The 23,740-nt window shown below is 63.5% G+C and carries 21 protein-coding genes and 1 pseudogene; 13 read left to right on the top strand and 9 right to left on the bottom strand.

The genetic code is table 11. The features are described 5' to 3' along the window. Positions 1-444, bottom strand: a complete 444-nt coding sequence (locus ASE22_RS21980) for an ester cyclase (protein WP_056364585.1) — start codon at positions 442-444, stop codon at positions 1-3. Between the two features lie 265 nt (positions 445-709). Between ASE22_RS21980 and ASE22_RS21985 the strand changes: the two genes are divergently transcribed. From ASE22_RS21985 to ASE22_RS22000, 4 genes are all read left to right on the top strand, one after another. Then, on the top strand, positions 710-2,761 hold the full coding sequence (locus tag ASE22_RS21985; protein WP_056364587.1) for a hydantoinase/oxoprolinase family protein: 2,052 nt from the start codon (positions 710-712) through the stop codon (positions 2,759-2,761). Between the two features lie 10 nt (positions 2,762-2,771). Continuing rightward, positions 2,772-4,520 carry a hydantoinase B/oxoprolinase family protein gene (locus ASE22_RS21990; protein WP_056364603.1) on the top strand — a complete coding sequence of 583 codons (1,749 nt, stop codon included), beginning with the start codon at positions 2,772-2,774 and terminating at the stop codon, positions 4,518-4,520. A gap of 73 nt (positions 4,521-4,593) precedes the next feature. Continuing rightward, positions 4,594-5,553 carry a 2-hydroxyacid dehydrogenase gene (locus ASE22_RS21995; protein ID WP_056364607.1) on the top strand — a complete coding sequence of 320 codons (960 nt, stop codon included), beginning with the start codon at positions 4,594-4,596 and terminating at the stop codon, positions 5,551-5,553. 190 nt (positions 5,554-5,743) lie between these two features. Continuing rightward, the gene (locus ASE22_RS22000; RefSeq protein WP_156397239.1) at positions 5,744-6,502 is read left to right on the top strand and encodes a hypothetical protein; all 759 of its coding nucleotides are present in this window, start codon (positions 5,744-5,746) and stop codon (positions 6,500-6,502) included. A 43-nt stretch (positions 6,503-6,545) separates the two neighbouring features. On the opposite strand, the gene ASE22_RS22005 is transcribed toward ASE22_RS22000, so the two are convergent. The 5 genes from ASE22_RS22005 to ASE22_RS22025 all read right to left on the bottom strand — a co-directional run bounded on the left by ASE22_RS22005 (position 6,546) and on the right by ASE22_RS22025 (position 13,091). Beyond that, complete coding sequence (locus tag ASE22_RS22005) at positions 6,546-9,125, bottom strand: helix-turn-helix transcriptional regulator (RefSeq protein ID WP_056364609.1); 2,580 nt, start codon at positions 9,123-9,125, stop codon at positions 6,546-6,548. A gap of 89 nt (positions 9,126-9,214) precedes the next feature. After that, positions 9,215-10,195 (bottom strand): thioredoxin-disulfide reductase, encoded by a 981-nt coding sequence (trxB, locus tag ASE22_RS22010; protein ID WP_056364611.1) that lies wholly within the window; start codon positions 10,193-10,195, stop codon positions 9,215-9,217. 25 nt (positions 10,196-10,220) lie between these two features. Further along, the gene (locus ASE22_RS22015; protein ID WP_056364614.1) at positions 10,221-10,898 is read right to left on the bottom strand and encodes a nitroreductase; all 678 of its coding nucleotides are present in this window, start codon (positions 10,896-10,898) and stop codon (positions 10,221-10,223) included. Between the two features lie 70 nt (positions 10,899-10,968). Further along, complete coding sequence (locus tag ASE22_RS22020; protein ID WP_056364616.1) at positions 10,969-11,715, bottom strand: glutathione S-transferase family protein; 747 nt, start codon at positions 11,713-11,715, stop codon at positions 10,969-10,971. A 125-nt stretch (positions 11,716-11,840) separates the two neighbouring features. Continuing rightward, positions 11,841-13,091 (bottom strand): NAD(P)/FAD-dependent oxidoreductase, encoded by a 1,251-nt coding sequence (locus ASE22_RS22025; protein ID WP_056364618.1) that lies wholly within the window; start codon positions 13,089-13,091, stop codon positions 11,841-11,843. Between the two features lie 231 nt (positions 13,092-13,322). On the opposite strand from ASE22_RS22025, the gene ASE22_RS22030 reads away from it, so the two are divergent. The 3 genes from ASE22_RS22030 to ASE22_RS22040 all read left to right on the top strand — a co-directional run bounded on the left by ASE22_RS22030 (position 13,323) and on the right by ASE22_RS22040 (position 16,504). After that, positions 13,323-13,766 carry an ester cyclase gene (locus ASE22_RS22030; protein ID WP_056601571.1) on the top strand — a complete coding sequence of 148 codons (444 nt, stop codon included), beginning with the start codon at positions 13,323-13,325 and terminating at the stop codon, positions 13,764-13,766. Between the two features lie 2 nt (positions 13,767-13,768). Then, complete coding sequence (gene trxA, locus ASE22_RS22035; protein WP_056364622.1) at positions 13,769-14,083, top strand: thioredoxin; 315 nt, start codon at positions 13,769-13,771, stop codon at positions 14,081-14,083. Between the two features lie 333 nt (positions 14,084-14,416). Then, on the top strand, positions 14,417-16,504 hold the full coding sequence (locus ASE22_RS22040) for a TonB-dependent receptor (RefSeq protein WP_056364624.1): 2,088 nt from the start codon (positions 14,417-14,419) through the stop codon (positions 16,502-16,504). A gap of 87 nt (positions 16,505-16,591) precedes the next feature. On the opposite strand, the gene ASE22_RS27885 is transcribed toward ASE22_RS22040, so the two are convergent. Together ASE22_RS27885 and ASE22_RS27780 are read right to left on the bottom strand one after the other, a co-directional pair. Further along, entirely contained in the window at positions 16,592-16,723 is a 132-nt protein-coding gene (locus ASE22_RS27885; protein WP_268801328.1) for a hypothetical protein, read from the bottom strand. A 21-nt stretch (positions 16,724-16,744) separates the two neighbouring features. Continuing rightward, the gene (locus ASE22_RS27780; RefSeq protein ID WP_156397760.1) at positions 16,745-16,894 is read right to left on the bottom strand and encodes a hypothetical protein; all 150 of its coding nucleotides are present in this window, start codon (positions 16,892-16,894) and stop codon (positions 16,745-16,747) included. Between the two features lie 59 nt (positions 16,895-16,953). Here ASE22_RS27780 and ASE22_RS27785 point away from each other — a divergent pair, with 59 nt between their 5' ends. Next, complete coding sequence (locus ASE22_RS27785; protein WP_156397237.1) at positions 16,954-17,097, top strand: hypothetical protein; 144 nt, start codon at positions 16,954-16,956, stop codon at positions 17,095-17,097. 320 nt (positions 17,098-17,417) lie between these two features. On the opposite strand, the gene ASE22_RS22045 is transcribed toward ASE22_RS27785, so the two are convergent. After that, entirely contained in the window at positions 17,418-18,404 is a 987-nt protein-coding gene (locus tag ASE22_RS22045) for a GlxA family transcriptional regulator (RefSeq protein ID WP_235536398.1), read from the bottom strand. Positions 18,405-18,539: 135 nt separating this feature from the next. On the opposite strand from ASE22_RS22045, the gene ASE22_RS22050 reads away from it, so the two are divergent. From ASE22_RS22050 to ASE22_RS22065, 5 genes and pseudogenes are all read left to right on the top strand, one after another. Next, a complete protein-coding gene (locus tag ASE22_RS22050) occupies positions 18,540-19,796 on the top strand; it encodes a sarcosine oxidase subunit beta family protein (protein WP_056364626.1) in 1,257 nt (418 codons plus the stop codon). A gap of 12 nt (positions 19,797-19,808) precedes the next feature. Continuing rightward, positions 19,809-20,078, top strand: coding sequence for a sarcosine oxidase subunit delta (locus tag ASE22_RS22055; RefSeq protein WP_056364628.1), 270 nt, complete (start codon positions 19,809-19,811; stop codon positions 20,076-20,078). Then, positions 20,075-23,026, top strand: coding sequence for a sarcosine oxidase subunit alpha family protein (locus ASE22_RS22060; protein WP_056364630.1), 2,952 nt, complete (start codon positions 20,075-20,077; stop codon positions 23,024-23,026). Before ASE22_RS22055 ends, ASE22_RS22060 begins: the two co-directional genes overlap by 4 nt. Beyond that, entirely contained in the window at positions 23,019-23,162 is a 144-nt protein-coding gene (locus ASE22_RS26975) for a hypothetical protein (protein WP_156397236.1), read from the top strand. Before ASE22_RS22060 ends, ASE22_RS26975 begins: the two co-directional genes overlap by 8 nt. Then, positions 23,149-23,739 (top strand): annotated as a pseudogene (locus tag ASE22_RS22065) (NAD(P)H-dependent glycerol-3-phosphate dehydrogenase); the annotation flags it as partial. The gene ASE22_RS26975 and the pseudogene ASE22_RS22065, both read left to right, overlap by 14 nt. Position 23,740: the final 1 nt, after the last annotated feature.

The raw sequence follows: 23,740 nt of genomic DNA on the forward strand, positions 1-23,740 counted from the left end.
TCATGCTTGCGTCGGGAGATCAGCGTCCGCCTTGGCCTGCTCGAAGGCGGCGCGCAGCGTCTCGACATAATGCGAGGAAGTGTAGCCGCCGATACTGCGGCCGTTCCTGAGCCGGTGGATGCTCAGCATGCGGATCTCGATGTCGCGTCCGCTCGCCGGCACGCCGAACAGTTCGCGCATGTGCCGCCCCCGGGTCACCGAGACGACACCGACCCCCTCCCGATTGGCGAAGATGAACTCCACCTCGTAGCGGAAGCCGTCGAACGCGGCTCGCTGGCTCTCGATGAGAGCGATGATCGCGTCGGTACCGACCACCATGCCGTTGGGGCCGAGAAAGGCGGCATCCGGTTCGCACATCTTCAGGGTCGGACCGAAATCACCATGATTGAGCGAGCGATCGTACATCGCGAGGAACGCGACTTTCAGAGCCTCATCTTCGTTCATTTTCAGCAGCCCTCCGCGCCGACGACATGTGTACGGGAAAGCTGGACCCGAAAGGTCGGCAGGCTCCAGCCCCCTCTTCGGGGGTAGGGGCGCGCCGGGATCGCTGCCCCCCTTTGGAGGCGTATCGGCCGCGGGCGGCGATATTCATCATGCCGCTCGTCGGGAGGTGGTTTCCCGGTGGAGCCCTGGTCGTCGCCGACCGACGTCACGGCCCGCCGACGATCGAGGCCTCCGGAAATCTCTCAAGGGACAGGCTGGCTAGAACATGACCAAATCTTCGTTGCGCTTTGCCATCGACACGGGTGGTACCTTCACCGACATCGTCGTGCTGGATGAGGCCACGGGTACCTTCTCGATCGACAAGGCCGCGACGACGCCCCACGACACGCTGGTCGGTGTCCTGGCGTCGATCGACAAGGTCGGGATCGACCTGAAGAGCGTCGACAACTTCTTCGTCCACGGATCGACGACGGCGCTCAACGCGATGCTTGAGCGCAAGGGCGTGAAGACCGCCTTCATCACGACGCGCGGCTTCCGCGATGTGCCCGAGATCATGCGGTACAACCGCACCGAGATGTACAATCCCAAATATACGAAGCCGCCCCAGATCGTTCCTCGCGACCTGCGCTTCGAAGTCACCGAGCGGGTCAATGTGAAGGGCGAGATCATGATCGATCTGGTCGAGGACGAGGTCCGCGATATCGCCCGTCGGGTTCGTGGGCTGGACGTCAAGGCCGTGGCGGTCTGCCTGTTGCACAGCTTCCGCAACACGGCGCATGAGCGGCGGATCAAGGAGATCCTGCTCGAAGAAAACCCCGACATTCCGGTCGCGATCTCGTCGGCGGTAGCCGCCGAGCATCGCGAGTTCGAACGCGGCATGACCACGATCCTGAACGCCTATCTGGCCCCGGTGGTCGAACGGTGGATCGGCAATCTGGAGCGCGAACTCTCCGACCGCGAGTTCCCCGGCGAAATCGTGCTCACCAAATCGGACGGCGGCGGCATGACGCCTGAAGCGACGAAGGTCAGCCCGATCAACATGCTGCTTTCGGGCCCGGCCGGCGGCGTCATCGGCGGTCTGCATCTTGCCGGTCTCACCGACTATTCGAACCTGATCACCATGGATGTTGGTGGCACCAGTTTCGACATCGCGATGATCAAGGACGGCAAAGCCACGATCAATCAGGAGACGCAGGTCAACGGCTATCCGATGCTGATCTCCAATCTTGACATCCGGACGATCGGGGCGGGGGGAGGTTCGATAGCCTGGATCGATGGCGCGGGTGCCCTGCACGTCGGCCCGCAGAGCGCCGGCGCGGTGCCCGGTCCTATCTGCTACCGTCGTGGCGGCACGGTGCCGACCGTCACAGACGCCTTCGTCGCCAACGGCTTCATCGATGCCAAGGCGTTCCTCGGCGGCGAGATGACCCTGAATGACGAGGGGGCGAAGTCCGCCATCGAAAAGCAGATCGGCGAACCGCTCAATCTGACCATGCTTCAGGCCTCGAGCGGCATCCTGCGGATCGCCATGAACAACATGGCCGAGGCGGTGAAGGACATGACCTCCGAGACGGGCGATGATCCGCGCGATTTCGGAATGCTCTGCTTCGGCGGCGGCGGCGCGATGTTCGGGGCCTATCTAATCGATGAGCTCAACATGCCGGCCGCGATCATACCGATGGTCCCGTCGACCTTCTCGGCCTTCGGCATGCTGATGATCGATGTGCGCCACGATGTGGCCGAAACGGTCTCGAGCACACTGGCCAAGCTCACTCCGGCGGATCTGGAGCGCCGCTTCCGCTCGCTCGAGGACCGCGGAATCGACCTGCTAGACCGCGAGGGCGTCGGCAAGGAACGTCAGTCGCTGCAGCGTATCGCCGAGTTGCGTTACAGCGGCCAGGAACACACTGTCACGGTCGCGATCGATTTTGCGATCGACAGCGATGCGGGTAGGGACGCGCTCTACGATGCGTTCGAGGCAGCCTATAAGGGCGTCTACGGTTACACGCTCGGCAACCCTGCGGACGTCGTCAACCTGCGCGTCAAGGCCGTCGGGGAGATTCCCAAACCCCAGATCCGTGAGATCGAAGAGGGCGGGGAGAACAGTGCCGGTGCTCGCCATGGCGAACGGCCGATCTACGACTTCATGGCTTTGGAGTGGCAGGATTTCGGGCTTTACCGCCGCGACGACCTCAAGGCGAAGAATGTCGTGCCGGGCCCGGCGCTGATCGAGGAGCGTACTACCACCACGATCGTGCGATCTAACCAGATCTGCACCGTCGACCGCCTCGGCAATCTGATCATCACGCGCAAGTGAGGGACAGGATATGAACATTTCCAATCAGCTCGATCCGATCACGGTCGAGGTCATCCGCAGCTATTTCCGTTCGACCGCCAACCAGATGAGCATGGCGCTGATGCGTGCATCGTTCAGCCCCATCATCTACGAGGTCATGGATTTCAGTCTCGGCGTCTACAACGAGGACGCTGAACTGATCGCCGAGGGCAAGGGCCTGCCCGTCTTCATGGGTACGCTCACCTTCAGCATCCGCGCGGTAATGGATTATGTCGGCAAGGAGAATGTCAGCGAAGGGGACGTTCTGCTGTGCACCTATCCCTATTGGACAGGCGCGCATTCGCAGGATGCCGTCACGATTCGGCCGATCTTCGTCGATGGCAAGATCTTCGGTTATACCGCGGCCAAGGCCCATTGGATGGATTTGGGTGCGAAGGACATTTATGGCACCGACACGACCGACATCTGGCAGGAAGGCCTGCAGCTCAAGGGCGTGAAGATCGTGAAGCAGGGGGTTCTCGACAGGGAACTGACGGAAATCCTGCGGGCCAATTCGCGGTTGCCCGATGCGGTGATCGGCGATCTCACGTCGCAGATCGCTGCGTGCGAACTGGGAGCCAAGCGTGTGATGGCGCTGGTCGAGAAATATGGCGCGACGATCGTCGCCCAAGCCGCCGCCCGCATCCTCGATCATGGCGAGCAGATCGCACGGCAGGCCATTGCCGCGATGCCCGACGGCGAGTGGTCGGCCGAGGTCGCTCTCGACAATGACGGCATCTCGGACGATCCGGTGCCGATCAAGCTCAAGGTTCGGATCGAGGGCGACCAGATGGTCGTCGATCTCGACGGCACCGCTCCCCAGACCAGGGGGCCGATGAATTGTCCTTATGCTTCTTCGATGTCCGCGCTGCGGTTGGCGATGAAGATGGTGGTCGCGCCGCATTATGACGCCAATGAAGGTTTTTTTCGACCGCTGACGGTGAAGATCCCCGAAGGAACGCTGCTCAATCCGACCGTTCCTGCACCCGTATTCCTATATGGCTGGGCGACGATGGCGGTGGGGGAGGCGTTGTTTGCGGCGCTCGCGCAGGGAGCTCCCGAACGCTCGATCTCTCGCACCGGCGGAGACATCGGCGCCGTGCTCTGGTCCGGCAACGATCCCGAGACGGGAGCTTATTTCGCCGGTGGCGGCGACGAGGCGTGCGGCGCCGGCGCGTCGATCAACCAGGATGGCGAGAATGCCCTCATCCATTTCGCGCTGGGCGAATGCCGCAACATTCCCATCGAGATCCTCGAAGAGCGTTATCCGATCGTCACCGAATCCTATGGCCTGCGCGCCAATTCGGGTGGTGCCGGCCGCTTCCGTGGCGGGCTCGGTGTCTACCGCGAATGGCGGGTGCTGGGCGATGTCAGCCTGATCACCGTGATCGAGCAGACCAAGGATGCTCCCATCGGCGTCGATGGCGGCAAGGCCGGGATGAGCAACGCCATCCTGCTCTATCCGGACACCGCCGACGAACGCCGCGAAGGCAAGCTGAGCGGCTTCATGCTGCGCGAGGGAAAGCATATGCGCGTCCTGACCGCCGGTGGCGCCGGCTGGGGCAATCCGCTTGATCGCGATCCGGCCAGCGTGCACGCCGACGTGATCGCAGGCTATGTCACCGTTGAGGCCGCCGACGCCGATTATGGCGTACGGCTGGTCGAACGCGATGGCGCTTTCGAGGTCGACGCGGCAGCCACCGAGCAGACCCGCAAGGCGCGCAAGGCCATCGCGGCCTGATCACCGGCCATCATAGTGTCTCCTACTGGCGAGCCCCCGGGGGCGGGGGCTCGTCTTTTTTCATGGTGTGACGATGAAGATTCTGGTGACACGCAAATGGCCGGCGTCGGTCGAGGCGAGCCTTGCCGAAAATTGGGATGTGACGTTCAACAGAAGCGATCGGCCCATGGACGTCAAAGCCTTGATGGCCGCCGCGCGCAACTATGACGTGATCTGTCCTACCGTGACCGATCGGATCGGGGCCGACATCCTCGAACAACCGAACCGGCGCGTCCGATTGCTGTGCAATTATGGCGCTGGCTTCGAACATATCGATCTCGATGCCTGCCAGCGCGCGGGTGTCTCCGTCAGCAACACCCCCGATGTCCTGACCGACGCAACTGCCGAACTGGCGATCCTGCTGATGCTGATGGTCGCGCGCCGGGCGGGGGAAGGCGAGCGCGAACTTCGCGCGGGGCAATGGAGCGGTTGGCGTCCGACCCATCTCCTGTCAAGCCAAATGACGGGCAAAACGCTGGGGCTGATCGGCTTCGGCAGGATCGCCCAACGGACCGCCGCGTTCGCGCGCGGTTTCGGCATGACCATCCTCTACCATTCGCGGTCGCAGGCACCTGCGGCGCTCGAGCAGCAGCTTTCCGCCATATACTGTGGCGATCTCGCCGACCTTCTCGAACGTTCGGATTTCGTATCGCTGCATTGTCCGGGTGGGCCGGCGACCGACGGACTGATGAACGGTCAGCGGCTCGGGCAGATGCGATCGACCGCATTTCTCGTCAATACGGCACGCGGAAGCATCATCGACGATATCGCGCTGGCAACCGCACTGCATGACGGCGCCATCGCCGGGGCGGCACTCGATGTCTTTCGAGGAGAACCGCAGATTTCGGACGCATTGCTCGATGCTCCCAATCTGGTCATGCTGCCGCATCTCGGGAGCGCCACGACGGAGACCAGAACCGCCATGGGCCTACGCGCGCTCGCAAATCTACAGCGTTGGGCTAACGGTCAGGATCTCCTCGACCGTGTCGCCTGACAGTGCGGCGGCCGGTTCGCCGCCAGATCTTTCGGCCCTGTTCGATCGGGAAGGAATAGCCTTTGGTCCGCGCGTCGAACTCGTCCGGCTATATGATCTGATCGCCGACAGCATCGCCGACCGACATGGGGCGACCGGTAAACCGCTCCTTGTTGGCTTGTGCGGATCCCAAGGGAGCGGCAAGTCGACCATGGCGCTGATGCTGCGCGCGGTGATGGCATGGCGGCATGGCCTGTCGATGGCTATCCTCTCGATCGACGATGTCTATCTCACCCGGGTCGAGCGTCAGCTGGTGGGCGAGCGGGTTCACCCCCTATTGCAGACCCGAGGCGTCCCGGGCACGCATGATATCCAGCTCGCGGGGCGCGTCATCGAGCAACTGTTGCAGGCCGGGCCGAAAGCACTTACGGCACTTCCCGCCTTCGACAAGGCGCGGGACGATCGGGCTCCGGCGGGGCAATGGCCGATGGTCCGGGGCCGCCCGGACATCATCCTGTTCGAAGGCTGGTGCGTAGGCGCCCGTCCGCAGGACGGGGCATCGCTCGCGAAACCGGTCAACGCGATGGAACGCGCGCAGGACGCGGACGGACGCTGGCGAGCGTTCGTCAACGAACAATTGAGTGGGCCATATCGGGAGTTGTTCGATCGCCTCGACATGCTGATCATGCTCAAGGCTCCCGCGTTCGAAAGCGTGTTCGGATGGCGGCGCGAACAGGAGCGGAAGCTGGCTGCCACCATCGGAGAGGACCGCGGTGAAGGCCGGGGACGTCATGTCATGGATGACGCCGAACTGCGGGCATTCATCAGCCATTATGAGCGTCTGACCCGCCACATCTTGGCCGAAATGCCCGACCGTGCGGATCTGGTCGTCGCACTGAACGACGACCGCTCTGTAGCCGGCCTAGCCGCTAGGCAGTCGGACCGATATGGGGCTTCCTCACGGTCATGATGAAACCTGCTGTCGCCGGGTCAGGACGTCGGCTGACAGCCGCTCAGGCGCGCGGGCTCGATCGTGTCCGCGCATGCGCAATGGCCTGCGAGCGACGGGATACGTCGAGCTTCTGGTACAGGACCTTGCGGTAGGACTTCACCGTGCCTTCCGCGAGATCGAGCCGGTTGGCGATCTCCTTGTTGGACAGCCCATCGGACAGAAGCGTGAGGATTTGGGCCTGCCGCGGGCTGAGCGCCTTTCCGCCGGCCGCGTCGGAAGGTTTCGCATGCGCCAGGCGTTCGATCAGCAGTCCCGCAAGACGGTGTACGTCATAGAGCAAGTCGGGCACCGTCAGGCAGAGTTTCAGCGTCTTTTCGAGCTGCGGAAACTCAAGGAGCGGGCTGATATATCCGCGCTTCTCGACATAGAAATGGATGGTGCGAATGGCGGTGGCGATCTCGTCGGCCGGGCGCTCCAGCCCCTGGAGGGCCATCAGCCTAAGGCAGATGATCCTGACATAACAGGGCACATTCTGCGTGCTTCCGAGATCGGCCAGATAATTGTCGAGCCTGCGCAAGCCAAGTTCGAGCTCGCCCTGGGCGATGTTGAAGGCGCAGGAGGCGAGGATCTGGGTGACCGTGAGATAGTCGCGCCATCGATCGGCCAACAACTCGTCGGCATCGGGGGGAAAGAAATCCCGGGCATGAAGGGCGACGGCTTCGTCGACGCGGTCGGTGCAGGACAGCAGATAGAGCGCACGGCATTGCGCGAGCTGCGAAAGGCGTTCGAAGCCAAGCTGCGTCCCAAGCTCCTCCGCCGCCATCATGATGTCGAGGGCTCGCTCATATTCTTGTCGCTGGATCGCTGTGTTCGCGGCCGTGAAAAAGCCCGCCAGCCCGACTTCGAGCCAGCCTTCGCTTTCGAGAACATGGGCCAGAGGGCGATCCAGCAGCGCCTCCGCGCTCGTCAGATCCCCTTCCTCATAGCGCATCACGGCGGAGATGATCGCGGCGACGTCGTGTACCGAGTCCCCGCCGGCAAAAAGCTTTGCCACATGGCCGGTCATTCGCTCGGTCAGTTGGATCGCGCTTTGCAGATTGCCGAGCCGATATTCCGCGAGCGCGGTGAGCGCAAAGATATAGGTGGCGACGTAAGGCGCCTTGTAATGATCGCACAGCACAAGGCCGCGCAGGCCGCTTTCCCGGCATTTCTGATATTGACCCAAGCGGTACAGGGCGTCGGATAGGACGCCTGCCGCGATCGCGTATAGAACGGGCGACGCGCTCAGATCCTGAAATTGCAGCGCCTCTAGCTCGGCCAGATCCTCGGCGGGAATGACCTCGTCCGCGAATATCGCGATGCGTACCTGGTTGATGCAAAGGTCAGCGCGCCAGAGCCTGTCATCTTTTGGTGTTGGTCCGGCAGCGATCTGGTTGATGAGCCAACGCGCATCCAGGGTTCGATTGGTGCGAGCAAGATGGACCGCCTTGGCTAGGTGAAGCTGCGGAAATCCCCCGAAATCTTCGTCGACCTGAAGTTCGAAATCCTCGAACAGATGCGGTCCGAAGCGCACGTCCAATATCCATCCGCCAAGGCCTTCAAGAACCGACCGTCGCATGTCGCGCGGCAGCCGCCGGATGAGACGTCGGCAGTCCTCCCAACGGTCGCCGTCGATCATCTGTTTCGCCGCGGCGCGCACCTCGCGGAGAAAGCCCTCTCCATCGCGCCGATGAAAACGTTCGAACAATATGTCGCGGAATGGCTGGCGTAGGCCAAGCCTGCCGCGCTCGTCGCTGTCCGAGTCAAGCATTCCCAGGTCGTTGAGGTAGCACACTTGGTCTACCATCTTCTCATCGGGCGCATCGATTTGGACGGGGCCGATCGCCATCAACTCGGCCAGTCGCCAGCCCGCCCGATCGAAGCCGGGGCCGAGCAACTGTTCGAGATGACGTTCGACCCTGGCCGCGACTTGAACGGCGAGTAGCGGGCCCGACAAATTAGGGGCGCGGGCGGCAACGGCGCAGATGATCGCGCAACCGGCCGGCCAGCCGTGCATCTGCGCAAAGAGTGTCTCCTGCGCAGCGAACATCGGGACCTGCCGGGACAGTTGGGCGACCTCATCGTCGGTCAGGCGAAGAAAGTCCTCAGAAAGCCTGATGACCGCAGGCGAGGTCGCGCCGGGCGAGGTAGGGTCCTTGCCGGTGCAACGGCCAGCGGCGATCAGCTTCGATCCCGGCAGAAGGCCGTCGGCGATCTCCCCGATGACGGCATCAACGGCCGGTGAGCGGACGCGGTGATAGTCGTCGAGCAGCAGATAGCACGGAAATGCTCCGGACCCGCTATTCAGGGTGGCGAGCCGTTTCTCGATGATCTTCCGGACATTGGCCTCGCCGATGTCGGCCGGCGTGAAGGTGATGAGGGCATGCGGTAGCCCTGTTTTGACGCACTGCTCCGCTATTTGGCGCAGAAGGATGGTTTTGCCGAAGCCCACGCCGGCGGAAAGGATGGAAACGGCCGGAGTCTCGGCCGCCATCAAGCGGTCGATCAGGCCCTGTCTGCGGATCTCATAGAGCAAGCCATCCCCTTCCTGATCGGCGAGAACCGGATGGCCGTCCGAACGTTTGGGTGATGAAAAATCCATGGCCGTGTCGCCGACTCCCTTGACGAAGCCAAGTCAAAAGGCTGTCATACAATTGCTCGTGGATCAACGATATAACTGGATATTTCATCTCAACTTGCCGCTGAGGCCAGTGTCCTGACGTGGCCATTGGAAAGTGGTTGCTGTTCCTGCAGAAAGCGTTGCGCATCCAGCGCCGCCATGCATCCGGTTCCCGCTGCGGTAATCGCCTGGCGATAGATTTTGTCCATCACGTCGCCGCAGGCGAAAATGCCGGGTATATCGGTGCGGGTGGAGCCGGGGGGGACGAGGATATAGCCGTCTTCGTCGAGCGCGATCTTGCCGCGCATGATATCGGTCGCGGGCTTGTGGCCGATGGCGACGAAGCATCCTTCGGCGTCGAAGCGACTCATCTCGCCGGTGCGGGTGTCGCGAAGCTGGAGCCCCTGGAGACCATCCTCCTCATGGCCAAGGAACTCGGCGACCTCCTTGTCCCATATCACCCTGATGGATGGATGGAGGAAGAGGCGTTCCTGAAGGATCTTCTCGGCGCGCAGCGTATCGCGACGGTGAATCAGGGTTACGTCGTTCGAATGATTGGTGAGATAGAGCGCTTCCTCGACCGCGGTGTTGCCCCCGCCGATGACGGCAACCTTGCGGCCGCGAAAGAAATAGCCGTCGCATGTCGCGCAGGCTGAGACCCCCAGTCCCTTGAGCGCCTCCTCGCTTTCCAGGCCGAGCCATCTCGCCTGGGCGCCGGTCGCGATGACAAGGGTGTCCGCCAGATAGAGCTCGCCGCTTTCCGATGTGAGGCGGAATGGGCGGGTGGCGACGTCGATGTCGACGATGCTGTCATATTGCAGCCGTGCTCCGACATGCACCGCCTGTGCCTGCATTTCCTGCATCAGCCACGGTCCTTGTATTGCTTCGCGGAAGCCGGGATAGTTTTCGACGTCGGTGGTGGTGGTCAGTTGCCCTCCGGGCTGTCGCCCCTGAACGACGATCGGAGACAGTCCGGCCCTCGCCGCATAGATGGCGCAGGACAAGCCGGCCGGACCGGAGCCCAGGACGAGAAGTGGTGTGGATTGGGTCATTCTGACTGATCCGATGAGCGTGCGGTCAGAAGCCGCGCATGTCGCAATAATCGTCGAACGGCACGCGCGGCATGTGCAATGTGGCCAGCGGATGCCCCTCTTGCTTGTAGCCTAGAGCGAGGCCCGAGAAGAGGATGTAATCGTCGGGATAGCCGATCACGGACCGCACCGTATCCGGAATGACCGCCCAGGCCTCCATGGCGCAGCTGTCGATGCCGCGCTCCTGCGCCAGCAGCATCAGCGTTTGCAGATACATGCCCGCATCGGCCCATTGCGGATAGCCCATGTCGCGGTGGAGGCACAGGAAGATACCGACTGGCGCGCCGAACAGGTTCATGTTGCCGGCCCACATGCGGCGGCGGCCCTCGACGTCCTCGCGAGCGATCCCGACCGAGCCGTAGATGAGCTCACCGCAGGAAAATACGCGCTGGCGATATTTGGTCAGTTCCTCCGGCGGCCACATCCGATATTCCTCTGGTTCCGCTCCTTCGCCCAACATGCGATCGACGCCCAGGCTTTTCAGCCGGGCCATTTCGGCTCCGGCGAGAGCGTAGAGTCGCCAGGGCTGGAGGTTACCGCCGGACGGGCTGCGCGCGGCCAGTTCGAGAATTTCGCGGATCGTGTCCGCCGGCAGGGGATCGGGACGAAAGGCGCGTACCGATCGCCGGGCAAGCACGGCCTCGGTGACGCTCAGGCGTGGCATATGGCCGGCCTGGGCAATAGGTTGCGGGGCGATCGATGGCATGTGTTAAGCCTTGTCTGGTGGGTGGCGTTTAGGCAGTGGCGGGCTTCTTGGCGCCCCACGCGCCCCAGGCGGCGGGCTCACCGGTCCCCCGCCACCAATAGGGTTTGTCGGGATCCAGTTCGGTCTCGTCGCTTTCGCGCAGACCGTCGTCTCGTAAGGGACAGTCGGCGCTGGGCCGCCCGGAGAATACCTCGAACCAGCGTTTCAGTTTCGGGAACTCGTCGGTCAGGAAATAGTCGGCGTAGTTGGCCGCGTTATGGTGCGGCAGCGGATACATCGCACAGTCGACCAGCGTGATCCGATCACCCATCAGAAACGGGCCGTCCTCGTCGGCCAGCATTTCGATATATTCGAGCGAGCGGTGAAAGCTCGGTCGGGTCCATTCGGACACCAGCGGTTCCTGCTTCAGCGCACGAGCCCATTGCGGCAGGATGTTGGCATAGACCGGCCCCGCGCGAAGATTGAGGTCGGCGATATGGTTCAGCAGGATTCGCATCCGCGCGCGCTGCTCGGGCGTCCGGCCGATGAAGCTCGGTTCCGGATAAAGCTCCTCGAGATATTCCATGATGGCGTAGGAGTCGGTCAGGCAACTGCCGCTATCGAGTTCCAGCACGGGCAAGGTTCCGGTCGGGTTCCTCGCCAGCATGTCCGACGCGCGATTCTGTCCGGTCGCATAATCGACCGGGACGATCTCGACGTCGTCGATCCCCTTTTCGCGCATGTAGATGGTAACCCGGCGGGGGAAGGGACCCCAGGAAAGATCGTAGAATTTCATGCCACGGCTTCCATGATGAAGGTGGATCCGACTGCTGGCGATGGCATCGGGAGGACTGAGCCTATGGTCGGTGGTATCCCGCTTCCACCCCTCCAATGGGGGGCAGCGGCCCTACTCCCACATCGTTAGGAGAAGCGGGAGAGATCGAACGGACGGAGGATCGCCATGTCGTCACCTTCGACCATGCCGCGGACATAGCGCGCGGTGATCGCCGCCTGGGTCAGGCCGAGGTGCTGGTGGCCGAAGCCATAGGTGATGGAGGGCCAGTGCGGCACTCTGCCAATGGCGGGCATGAAGTCGGGAAGGCTGGGGCGGGCGCCGATCCAGCGCGAGCCGGCTTCGGGTGGCAGGGGGCCGAAATAGCGTTCGGCCAGGGCGTGAAGGCGATCCGAGCGACGCCAGTTCGGTGCGCTGCTCACATCTGCGAACTCGACGGTGCCCGCCAGGCGCAGGCCGCCGTGCATCGGCGTGGCGACGAACGACTCCTGACGGAAGACGACCGGGCGGGTCAACAGGCCGCCGGCGGATGGCAGCATGCGATGATAGCCACGTTCGGCGATGATCGGAATCGCCAGGCCGAACGGTTCGAGCAGCGGACGCGACCCGATCCCCGCGCATATGACGACCCGCCGGGCATCGAAAGGCCCATGGTCGGTTTCCAGGATGTGGCGGTCGAGACCGGGGTGCAGTTTCTGGACGGCGGCACGCAGGATCGTTCCACCGAGGGCCCGGAAAGCCTCCACCATTGCCAGCGAGACAGCATAGGTATCCTGCATATGCGCCGTCGCCGGATGGAAAAGCGCTCCCGATACTCGTCCGGTCAATGCCGGCTCGAGATACTCGACGGCGGGCGCATCCAGGATTTCCGTGATGAAGCCGTGCCGCGCCATCTTCGCCTGATCGTCGCTTAGGCCGGCAGGGCGTTGCGGCGCTCGCACGACCTCGAGCATCCCTCTTTCGACCAGCAACTCCGGCGCCCCGGCAAGGTTCAGAAGATCGCGCCAGGCAGCCATGGCGTCCCTGTTCAGCAGGGCGATCGATCGCGCCACGGCTTCCTGCCGCGCCGGCGGCATGATGGCGAGCGATCGCCAGAACCAGGGCCATAGCCGCGGAAGATCGGCCACGCGGAATGCCACGGGACCCAAGGGATCTGCCAGCATGCGGGGAAGGGCCGCGAGCCGGGCAGCGTTGAGCAGGGGATAGACTTCGGACGTGGCGATGAGGCCGGCATTGCCCAGCGAGCAGCCCGTGCCGGGATCGGCCGGGTCGTACAGTGCTACCTGATAGCCGGCGCGGGCCAGGTTCAGCGCGCAGGCGAGCCCGATCACGCCGCCGCCGATCACGGCGATGTCGTTACCCGTGGTCGAAAATCTCATGCGCTGCCTCTCCGCGTGAAAGCCGCATTCTGGCGCGCGTCTGCCGGGCGATGGCAGCCATCCAAAAGGGGGTGTCGGCTTGCGCAGGGTGGGAGAGGGTGATCAGCCCCAAAAGGGGGGATGGTGGAACAGTCTCGGGTCGATAGCGTGGCCCGACCCAAGCGGTGATGTGGCGCGCGGCGCTCATGCTTCCGCGCTGGCATGCTTCTTCATCAACGAGGATTGTTCGATATGGTTGATCCCGAAACGACCCGCATGAATTTCCTGCACATGTATGATCGCGCGATGCACCATGGCGACTATGGTCCGACCATTGAGCATTGCAAACCGGCCTTCGCCTGCACCAATCCGGCTTATGAAATCGCGGGCATCGACGGCATCAAGCGCTCGATCGATATGCAGCGCGAAGCCTTCGAAGGCCTCCGCTTCGACATCAATCTCAGCTTCGCTACCGATGACGGCATCGCCATCGTCTGGACGATGTCGGGTCGGCACGTGAAGGAAATCTACGGTATTCCGGCAAGCGGCAAGGACTTCGTCGCAGAAGGCCTCAGCGTCCATGAACTGGCAGACGGCAAGAGCATCGGCGGCTGGTCCTGCGGTGCGGTGGTCGATCGGCTGCGGGCGAATTACGAGCAGGCCAAGGCGGACAACAGCCTGCCGGCCGAGGCGTGACGATGGCCTTGCAGGACATCGATGCCGCATCGTTCGAGGCGGAGGTGCTGCTCGCCGAAGAACCGGTGCTGGTCGATTTCTGGGCGCCCTGGTGCGCGCCATGTCGCGCGATCGCACCCGTGCTCGAAGCGCTTGCGGAGGAGCTTCCGCTGCGGATCGTCAAGGTCAACATCGAGGACCATCAGGAACTGGCTGAAAAATACCGCGTCAGCAGCATCCCGATGATGATCCTTTTCAAGCGAGGGTCGCAGGCCAAGAAAGTCGTCGGTGCACTTCCCAAGCAGCAGATCGTGGACAAGCTGAAGCCACTTCTCTGACGAACCGGACGGAGTGCCGACGCCCGGATGGCCGCCGGGGCGAGTCCTCCGTGGTTAGGGATCACCCCCCAAAGGAGGGCTCGAAACCCCTGCCGCATCCAATAGCTTCCATTGGCCGGGATCTCCGCAAGGCCACGCCGGCACAGGGTTCGGTGGCGGTCCGCGGGCCACCGGTCTCTATAGTTGGGGGCCGGGCAAACGGCGAAGACGACATATCGGAAATCAAACAGGTACGCCACGATTCTGACCGAAGATCAAAGACTTGCAGTAAAATCTGTCCAGTCCAGAGATATATCGATCTCGTCAGGCTCGGCGTCGTAGAAGGGGAAGTCGATGAACAAGATGTCCGCCTTGCTTCTGACCACCGCGATGTTCGCCGTGGCTCAGTCTATTCCCGCCTCCGCGCAAGCGGCCGATCCTGCAGAAGCGATGCCGAACGATGGGGAAATCCTCGTCACCGCGCGCCGGACTGCCGAGAACATCATGAAGGTTCCCGCAGCGGTGACCGTCGTCACCCGCGATGCTCTTGTCAGCAAACAGGTGTCGCAACTGTCGGATTTGAACCGGCTGGCCCCTAGTCTGACCGTGTTCGACAATGTCACCCAGGGACAGATCGGCATCACCATGCGCGGTATCCCCACGGTCCAGGGCGCGGAGCCTTCGGTCGCGATGGTGGTCGACGGTGTGCAGACCCCCGGCCTCAATTTCTTCAGCCAGGATCTGGAAAGCGCGCAGTCGATCGAAGTTCTGCGCGGGCCTCAGGGCGCTCTTTATGGTCGCGGCGCGATCGCCGGCGTGATCGTCGTGAACACGCGCAGGCCCACTAACGACTTCGAAGGCGATATGCGCGCGGCTGTCGGCAATGGCGGAACCTACAAGTTCTCGGCGAACGTATCTGGGCCGATCGTCGAGGACAAGATCCTGTTCAAAATGACCGGGACATTCGATCGATTTGGCGGGCTAGTCGACAATATCGGTTATGATGGCCGTGCCGATCGTCGTCGCACCGCCAGCGCCCGCGGCGAACTGCTCATCAAGCCGACCGAACGCACCGACATCACGCTGAAGGGCGACTATCAGAATTACAAGGGGGTCAGCCTCGACTGGGAAGTGGTTTCGCGCGCCCAATTGAACGATTATTCGGTTCTGCCCGACTATGACATCAAGCCATGGGAAAAGCGTTGGACCGCCAATGCGGTGGCGAAAATCGAGCATGAGTTCGACTTCGGCAGCTTCCGCTCGGTGAGCCAATATGCACGGGCGCGCGACCATTCCTATGGTGATGGTGATTTCACCGTCCAGCCGCTGTTTCAGTACGAGCAGGTCATTTCCACCAAGGCGTTCAACCAGGACGTTCGCTTTACCTCGGCGAAGGATGATGTGTTCAACTGGACCGTCGGCGGATTCTACCAATGGCGGGCCCAGAACCAGCCGCTGCTGGTCGACGGCAAGCCGGGTGGTCCCTTCGACGGTTTCCTTGCGCTCAACTCCGATCAATATGATCGCAGCTTGACCTACGCGGCCTATGGCCAGGTGAAGCTGGCGCTGGGCGGCTTCGATTTCGACGTCGCGATGCGCTACGATATCGAGAAGCGTCGACAGCTCGACCGCAATATTCCAGGTTCGCCCATCCGGGGGACGTTCAAGGCGCTCCAGCCGCAGGCCAGCGTGACCCGGCAATTCTCGTCCGAGGTCACCGCCTATATGTCCTATGGCCGAGGCTTCCGCAGCGGCGGCTTCAATGCCGCGGCGGACGTTGCGGTGCCGCGCCCAACGGCGCCCTATCCGATCGTGCGGCTCTTCCCCAAGGAGATCGCCGACACCTATGAGATCGGCTTCAAGTCACAGTTGCTCGACCGCCGCCTGCGGCTGAACGCGGCCGTGTTCCACACCGATTTCAAGAACCAGCAATATTTCTACACCTTCTTGAATCCGTCGCCGGCCCGCGTGATCGTGACGATCCCCAAGAGCCGGGTGAACGGCATCGAGGTCGAAAGCAGCTTGGCGATCACTCCGGATTTCCGGGTCGATCTCGGCGGATCGGTTATCGATGCCAAGGTGAAGAACGGCAGCTTCGACGGCAACAGGATCGCCAACGTCTATAAATACACCTTCTCGGCGGGCGGCGAATATGGCGTCGATCTCAGCCCGGATTATCGCGCCGCCCTGCGGCTGGATTATCAGCGCCTGGGACCGATCTTCTACGACATCCAAAACAGCTATCGTTACAGCGGGACCGATCTGCTGAGCTCGCGACTGTCTCTCAAGCATGATCGGTACGAGGTCGCGGTCTATGGCCGAAACCTGCTGAACGTGCATTTCCCGGCCTATTTCACGGCCGATGCGGTGACCGACGGGATTTCCCTGCGCCGCCGCATGACGCCCCGTACCTATGGGCTGGAAGTCCGGATGAACTTCTGACGCTGTGGGGAGGTCGCTCCGAGGGGCCTCCCCATGCCCCTTAACCGGCGCGGTCGATGGCGAGCGTCAGGCTTCGACCGAAGCCGTTCAGCGCGAGAGGATCTGGGCCTGTGGCGGCAAGTGCAGCGGCAGGCTGGCATCGGGATACAGGATCTGGGACCATGTGATGGTCGTCGCATGGTCGATCAGTTCGTCGTCGCCATCGACTTCATCGAGCAACGTGATCAGTTCTGGGTCGGGCTAGACGATGAGCTTGCGGACCATCTCGTCCATCGTTGCTCCCAGGATGATCGTGAACATGAGCACCTGTTCCGCACCCTGGCGATGGATACCAATCGCGCCTGGCCGGTCGATCCCTATCGTGCGCTCAACTTCTTCCCGATCAACCATGTCGGCTGCCTGGTCGATGTCAGCACGCCTGCTTCGTGTTCGGCGGGACGATGGTCTTCATGGAGCATCTCGACACCCGCGAAAGCCTTGAACTGATGGAGCGCGAACAGGTGATGTTGTGGGGCTCGATCCCGAGCACCTTCCAGATGAAACTTTCACTCGACGATTTCGAGCGGTTCGATCCGGCTGATCGTGCGCGGTGATGCCGGCAGAAATCATCGAGAAGCTCGGCGCCATATGCTCGCATCGGGCGACGAATTACGATCTTACCGAGACGACCACGGCGGTCAAGATCGTCGAGCCCACCGCGATCTGGATATCCTCACCAAGTCGGTCGGCCTTCCGTTGCCCGGTTTCGAGATACGGCCCGCCGACAAGCAGACTTCGATCCGATCCGGCACGATCACGCGCCCGATATCCTTGGCCGACAGCTCAATCGCTACGGTTGCACGATCGAGATCGAAGGTCAGGAGCGCCCTGCTTTGGTCGCCGATTGGCTGTCTATGTGGGTACCGCGCCTGGCCTATAGCAAGCGCCTCTGAACGCCGGACAGTGCCGCAACCATTCCGTGTGGCGGTACCGCAGCAGGGTTTCCCGGCCGCGCTATCTGTGACGGCGGGCGGCCGAAGGCGGCCGAGAAGCTGCGCGAGAAGTGGCTTGCGGTCTTGAAGCCGCAACTCAACGCGACGCCCGTAACGGACAGGCTCGTCGAGCGAAGCAACTGTTCTGCCTTGGCAAGTCGGATCGCTAGATAAGTGGTTGCGACCTTGTCGCTGAGATGAAGTTGGAACAGCCGTTCCAGTTGGCGGACCGAAACGCCGGCGATGCGTGCCAGATCGTCCCGGCTGGCGGGCTCTTCGACATGCGCCTCCATCCAGGCGAGTGCCTTGAGGACCCGATCATTCCCGACGCCGAAGCGCTCGCGCAGGCTCAGCCGCTGCGGCTGGTCGGCGGTACGCGCCTCATTGCGGATGAACCAGTCGGACACCTGCGTCGCCAGCGCGTGCCCCTGTTCGCGTTCGATCAGTTCGATGGCGAGATCCATGCCGGCCATGCCGCCGGCGCAGGTCAATCGCCGCCGATCGATCACGTAGAGCCCCGACTGGAGGCTGCTCGTCGGAAACTCCTCGAGGAAGGCGGCCCGATGCTCCCAGTGGATTGTGGCCTGATAGCCTTCGAGCAATCCCGCGCGCGCCAGAATAAAGGGGCCAGCCGATATCCCCGCGATCACCATGCCGCGCGACGCCATTCTGCGCAGCCAGGCAAAAGTCCGGCTCTCGCGGAAGCGGGTCGGATCCCCGCCCGCGAATACGAACAGCGTGTCACATTCGACGGGATCGCCGACGGTCTGGTCGGAAAGGATGACCGCGCCATTGGAAGCATGGCAGGGGCCGGGCGTCGTTGAAATATGCGTCCATCGATACAGAGTCTGTCCGGCGAGGACGTTTGCCGCGCGATAGGCTTCGACGACCGAAGCGTAGGACATCAACGCGAAGCCGTCGATCAGCAACAATCCGATGCTGCGGGGCTGGAAATCTGTCGAAGCGATGTCGCTCATGGACAGTTTAGCGTCGCATTTGGGTAAGCATGTCGCCTGAGTGAGCCTATTCTATCCGGAACGCAACATCTCGAAGACGGGTGTTCCTTGACGCGATTTTCTCTTCTCAGCCTCGCGCGCCACGCGCTTTCGGGCCATCGCCGCTGGACGCCGACCTGGCGGGACGCGGCGCCACGCGACGGCTACGACATCATCATCATCGGTGGTGGAGGCCATGGTCTCGCTACGGCCTATTATCTCGCCAGCGTCCATGGTGTTTCGCGTGTCGCGGTGCTCGAAAAGGGCTGGATCGGCGGCGGCAATGCAGGGCGCAACACCACCATCATCCGATCCAATTATCTGCTGCCCGGCAACGAACCCTTCTACGAATGGTCGATGAAGCTGTGGGAGGGGCTGGAGCAGGAGCTGAATTACAACGCGATGGTCAGCCAGCGCGGGGTGCTCAACCTCTTTCATAGCGATCCCCAGCGGGATGCATTCGCCCGGCGCGGCAATGCCATGCGGCTGCACGGCGTCGATGCCGAATTGCTGGACCAGGACGGCGTGCGCCGCCTCGCGCCGTTCCTCGATTTCGACCAAGCCCGCTTTCCGATCATGGGCGGTCTGCTGCAGCCGCGCGGCGGCACGGCGCGGCACGATGCGGTCGTCTGGGGCTATGCACGCGGTGCATCGGATCAGGGCGTCGATATCGTCCAGAATTGCGAGGTGAGGGGCTTCCTGCGCGACGCCGCAGGCGCGGTCGTGGGTGTGGACACGAGCCGCGGCCCTATCCGGGCGGGGAAGGTCGGCATGGCGGTAGCGGGCAACAGCTCGCAGGTTGCGGCCCTCGCCGACCTGCGGCTGCCGATCGAGAGCCATGTGCTGCAAGCCTTCGTGACCGAAGGGCTCAAGCCCGTCATTCCCGGCGTCATCACCTTCGGTGCCGGCCATTTCTATATCAGCCAGTCGGACAAGGGCGGGCTGGTCTTCGGCGGCGATATCGATGGCTACAACAGCTACGCCCAGCGGGGAAACCTGCCAGTCGTGGAGGATGTGTGCGAAGGCGGCATGGCGGTCATGCCGATGATCGGTCGTGTGCGCCTGCTGCGAAGCTGGGGCGGGCTCATGGACATGTCGATGGACGGCTCGCCGATCATCGATCATTCGGGAGTGCCCGGCCTTTATCTAAATGCCGGCTGGTGCTACGGCGGTTTCAAGGCGACCCCCGCTTCGGGCTGGTGCTTTGCGCATCTCCTCGCGACCGACCGCTCCCACGAGACTGCGGCCGCCTATCGTCTCGACCGTTTCCGCACCGGCCATCTCATCGACGAGAAGGGCCAGGGTGCCCAACCCAACCTCCACTGAGGCGCCAGGACCATGCGCATTTCTTGCCCCTATTGCGGCGAACGCGACGCCCAGGAATTCGTCTATCGCGGCGATGCCGCCCCCCGGCGACCGGATGGGGAGGCGGGGTTTCACGACTATGTCTACCTGCGCGACAATCGCGCGGGGATCATGGCGGAGCATTGGTATCACGCGCAGGGATGTCGGACCTGGATCGTCGTGACCCGGGACACGAGAACGCATGAGATGCTGGGATCGGCTCTGGCCTCCTCCTGGCTTCAGGACGGGGAGGGCATCCGATGAGCCGGCTGTCGCAGGGCGGGCTGATCGATCGCGGACGTCCGCTCGATTTCACCTTCGATGGGAAAGGCTATCGCGGGTTTGAGGGCGACACGTTGGCATCCGCCCTGATCGCCAACGATGTGCGACTGGTCGGAAGATCGTTCAAATATCATCGCCCGCGCGGGATATTGACGGCGGGCAGCGAGGAGCCGAACGCGCTGGTGACGCTCCGCAGCGGCGCTCATGCCGAACCGAATACACGGGCGACCACCGTATCACTCTACGATGGTCTCGAAGCGAGCAGCCAGAACCGCTGGCCGTCCCTTGCCTTCGACGTGATGTCGGTGAACCAGCTATTCTCGCCGCTGTTCGTGGCCGGCTTCTATTACAAGACCTTCATGTGGCCGGCGGCCTTCTGGGAAAAACTGTACGAGCCGCTCATTCGTCGAGCGGCCGGTCTCGGCAAGCTGTCGATGCTGCCGGATCCGGACATCTATGATCGCGAGCATGGTTTCTGCGACTTGCTAGTCATCGGCGGAGGCCCCGCAGGCCTCGCGGCGGCCTTGACGGCCGGGCGGGCCGGCGCACGCGTCATCCTGGCGGACGAGGATGCCTCGCCGGGCGGAAGGCTGCTCGCCGAACGGCACGAAGTGAATGGGGAGGGCGGAGCGGCCTGGGCGGCACGTGCGGTCGAAGAGCTGGACGCGTTGTCGAACGTCCGCATCCTGTCGCGGACCACCATTTTCGGCGTCTATGACGGTTGCGAATATGGGGCGGTCGAACGGGTTTCCGACCACCTTGCCGCTCCGCTCCCGGGACAGCCGCGCCAACGTCTCTGGAAGATCGTGGCGAAACGCGCCATCCTTGCCACGGGGGCGATCGAACGTCCGCTCGTCTTCGGCGGCAACGATCGGCCGGGCGTGATGATGGCCTCAGCCGTCTCCGCCTATGTCAACCGCTTCGCGGCCGCTCCGGGCAAGCGCGCCGTCGTCTTCACGACCACCGACAGCGGCTGGGCGACGGTGCGCGACCTCGTCGCGGCGGGCATATCGGTGGCAGCCGTCGTCGATGCCCGTCCCGCCGATGCGACGCTGGAGGCGGTTGCCCGCGGCCTCGGTGTCGAGGCGTTGCTCGGAGCGGTCGTCAGCCAGTGCCACGGCGGCCGGCTCGATGCGGTGACCGTTGGCACGCGCGACGGCGCATCGCGGCGCATCGGCTGCGACCTGCTGGCGATGGCAGGCGGCTGGAATCCGGCCATTGGCATCGGCAGCAACCTCGGGGCACGGCCGGTCTGGTCGGACGCTATCCACAGCTTCCTGCTCGACAAGGCGCCGCCCGGCCTCACGGCTGCTGGCGCGGCGCGGGGCGTCTTTTCGCTGGGGGCGGCACTTCGCGACGGCGCGATGGCGGCGGGCGGTGCGCTGGCAGCGCTTGGCCGAACCGGGGTTTTACCGGATTTCGACGCCAGCTACGATGCTGCCGCCGTCGCGCCGCTCTGGCACATCGCGTCGCGGGGCAAGGCGTTCGTGGATTTCCAGCATGACGTGACCGACGCCGACGTCGATCTGGCGGCGCGCGAAGGGTTCGTCTCGGTCGAACATCTCAAGCGTTACACCACGCTCGGCATGGCGACGGACCAGGGCAAGACCAGCCAGCTCAACGGCAATGCCAGGCTGGCGGCCGCCACCGGAAAATCCGTCGCAGAGGCCGGCACGATCCTGTCGCGTCCGCCCTATCTGCCCGTGGCGATCGGGCTGTTAGCCGGTCATCATCGCGGCCGCGACTTCCGTCCCATGCGAAAGACGGCCGCGCATCGCTGGGCCGCGGAGTGCAACGCCACCTTCACCGATGCTGGCCAGTGGAAGCGGGCCCAATGGTTCCAGCGGCCGGGTGAGGCGCATTGGCTGGAGACGGTGAACAGGGAAGTCACCGCGACGCGCACCGGCGTTGGCATCTGCGACGTGTCGACGCTCGGCAAGATCGACCTGGCCGGGCCCGACGCGGGCGTCCTGCTGGACCGGCTCTACATCAACATGTTCTCGACCCTTCCGGTGGGCAAGGCGCGCTATGGGGTGATGCTCCGCGAGGACGGGCTCGTGATGGACGACGGCACGACCACTCGGCTTGCCGAAGACCGATATTTCGTCACCACGACCACGGTGAATGCGGCCAAGGTGATGCAGCACATCGACTATGCCCGGCATGTGCTGTGGCCCGAGCTCGACGTGCAGGCGACCTCCGTCACCGAGCAATGGGCGACCTATGCGGTGGCCGGACCCCGGTCTCGTGCGCTTCTACAACGCCTGTTGCCCGATCTCGACCTTTCGAACGAGGGGCTGCCCTATATGGGCGCCGTCGAGTTCCCATGGAGCGGCAGGACGGCGCGGCTCTTCCGCCTCTCGTTCTCGGGTGAGCTTGCCTATGAGATCAGCGTCCCTGCGGGGCTGGGCGAAGCGATGATTCGCGCCCTGTTCGATGTCGGACAGACCTTCGGCGTCACGCCTTATGGCACCGAGGCGCTCGGGGTGATGCGGATCGAGAAGGGGCATCCCGCCGGCAACGAACTCAACGGCACAACCACGGCGGCGGACCTCGGCGTGGGCCGAATGATGTCCACGAAGAAGGACTTCATCGGGCGCGTCATGGCCGCCCGTCCGGGGCTGATCGATCCCGATCGGCCAGCACTGGTCGGCCTCAGGTCGGCCGACGGCACGAGCCCGATCCGGGCCGGAGCGCATCTGATCGCGCCGGGCGCCCGGCCGGTGGCCATCAATGACGAGGGCCATGTCAGCTCGGCCGCTTTCTCTCCGACGCTGAATATGCCCATCGCGCTCGGCCTGCTGGCACGGGGACGCGAGCGGCATGGCGAGCGGATCGTCGTTCATGATCCAGTCCGCGGTGCCGATGTGGAAGCCGAGATCTGCAACCCTGTCTTCGTCGATCCGGAAGGAGTGCGCGTTCGTGGCTGATATCTACGTTCGGACGTGCTCGGGCTTCGGCCTCGCTGCAGTCATGGCCCGCAAGGCCGTGCCGTGCATGGCGATCGGCGATGCCCTCAAGATTGACCCGCCTATTGGTCCCGCAATCAAGCACGGTGCCCCATGAGGTGGCGGCGGGCCGGCCGACCGCGATCACGCTCGCTTGTCAGGATGCCGCCGTCGGCCTGTCGCTCGCCGAACGGCTGCGGCGCCCCGCGTTCAGGCCCTATCTATCGAGCGACGTTATCGGCGCAGAGATCGGCGGCGCCGTCAAGAATGTGTTGGCGATCGCCTGTGGCGTTGTCGAGGGTGCGGGGCTCGGTCTGAATGCCCGTGCCTCGCTGATCAGCCGCGGCTTTGCCGAGATGAGCCGCTTCGGCACCGCGCGCGGGGCCCGTACCGAGACTCTCGGCGGCCTGTCGGGCCTCGGCGACCTGGTGCTGACCTGCTCGTCGACCAGTTCGCGTAATTTCTCGCTCGGCAAGGGGTTAGGCGAAGGCATCGCACCTGCGCGTTTGCTCGGCGATCGGCGGAGCGTGGCGGAAGGTGCCGCCACCGCCCCGGTGCTGGCGGAGGCGGCACGGGTGGCGGGGATCGACATGCCCATTGTCGATGCAGTCTGCGCGCTGCTCGACCGAAAGGCGATGGTCGACGAGGTGGTCGCGGCGCTGCTCAGCCGCCCGCTCAGGCGCGAAGACGGCTGAG

Source organism: Sphingomonas sp. Root720 (assembly GCF_001428605.1).
GTDB lineage: Bacteria > Pseudomonadota > Alphaproteobacteria > Sphingomonadales > Sphingomonadaceae > Rhizorhabdus.

Excerpts from the sequence above, each read along its gene's own strand:
- ASE22_RS21980 (WP_056364585.1), bottom strand. The coding sequence starts at position 444 with ATGAACGAAGATGAGGCTCTGAAAGTCGCGTTCCTCGCGATGTACGAT.
- ASE22_RS21985 (WP_056364587.1), top strand. The coding sequence starts at position 710 with ATGACCAAATCTTCGTTGCGCTTTGCCATCGACACGGGTGGTACCTTC.
- ASE22_RS21990 (WP_056364603.1), top strand. The coding sequence starts at position 2,772 with ATGAACATTTCCAATCAGCTCGATCCGATCACGGTCGAGGTCATCCGC.
- ASE22_RS21995 (WP_056364607.1), top strand. The coding sequence starts at position 4,594 with ATGAAGATTCTGGTGACACGCAAATGGCCGGCGTCGGTCGAGGCGAGC.
- ASE22_RS22000 (WP_156397239.1), top strand. The coding sequence starts at position 5,744 with ATGGCGCTGATGCTGCGCGCGGTGATGGCATGGCGGCATGGCCTGTCG.
- ASE22_RS22005 (WP_056364609.1), bottom strand. The coding sequence starts at position 9,125 with ATGGATTTTTCATCACCCAAACGTTCGGACGGCCATCCGGTTCTCGCC.
- trxB (WP_056364611.1), bottom strand. The coding sequence starts at position 10,195 with ATGACCCAATCCACACCACTTCTCGTCCTGGGCTCCGGTCCGGCCGGC.
- ASE22_RS22015 (WP_056364614.1), bottom strand. The coding sequence starts at position 10,898 with ATGCCACGCCTGAGCGTCACCGAGGCCGTGCTTGCCCGGCGATCGGTA.
- ASE22_RS22020 (WP_056364616.1), bottom strand. The coding sequence starts at position 11,715 with ATGAAATTCTACGATCTTTCCTGGGGTCCCTTCCCCCGCCGGGTTACC.
- ASE22_RS22025 (WP_056364618.1), bottom strand. The coding sequence starts at position 13,091 with ATGAGATTTTCGACCACGGGTAACGACATCGCCGTGATCGGCGGCGGC.
- ASE22_RS22030 (WP_056601571.1), top strand. The coding sequence starts at position 13,323 with ATGGTTGATCCCGAAACGACCCGCATGAATTTCCTGCACATGTATGAT.
- trxA (WP_056364622.1), top strand. The coding sequence starts at position 13,769 with ATGGCCTTGCAGGACATCGATGCCGCATCGTTCGAGGCGGAGGTGCTG.
- ASE22_RS22040 (WP_056364624.1), top strand. The coding sequence starts at position 14,417 with ATGAACAAGATGTCCGCCTTGCTTCTGACCACCGCGATGTTCGCCGTG.
- ASE22_RS27780 (WP_156397760.1), bottom strand. The coding sequence starts at position 16,894 with ATGGTTGATCGGGAAGAAGTTGAGCGCACGATAGGGATCGACCGGCCA.
- ASE22_RS27785 (WP_156397237.1), top strand. The coding sequence starts at position 16,954 with ATGGAGCATCTCGACACCCGCGAAAGCCTTGAACTGATGGAGCGCGAA.
- ASE22_RS22055 (WP_056364628.1), top strand. The coding sequence starts at position 19,809 with ATGCGCATTTCTTGCCCCTATTGCGGCGAACGCGACGCCCAGGAATTC.
- ASE22_RS22060 (WP_056364630.1), top strand. The coding sequence starts at position 20,075 with ATGAGCCGGCTGTCGCAGGGCGGGCTGATCGATCGCGGACGTCCGCTC.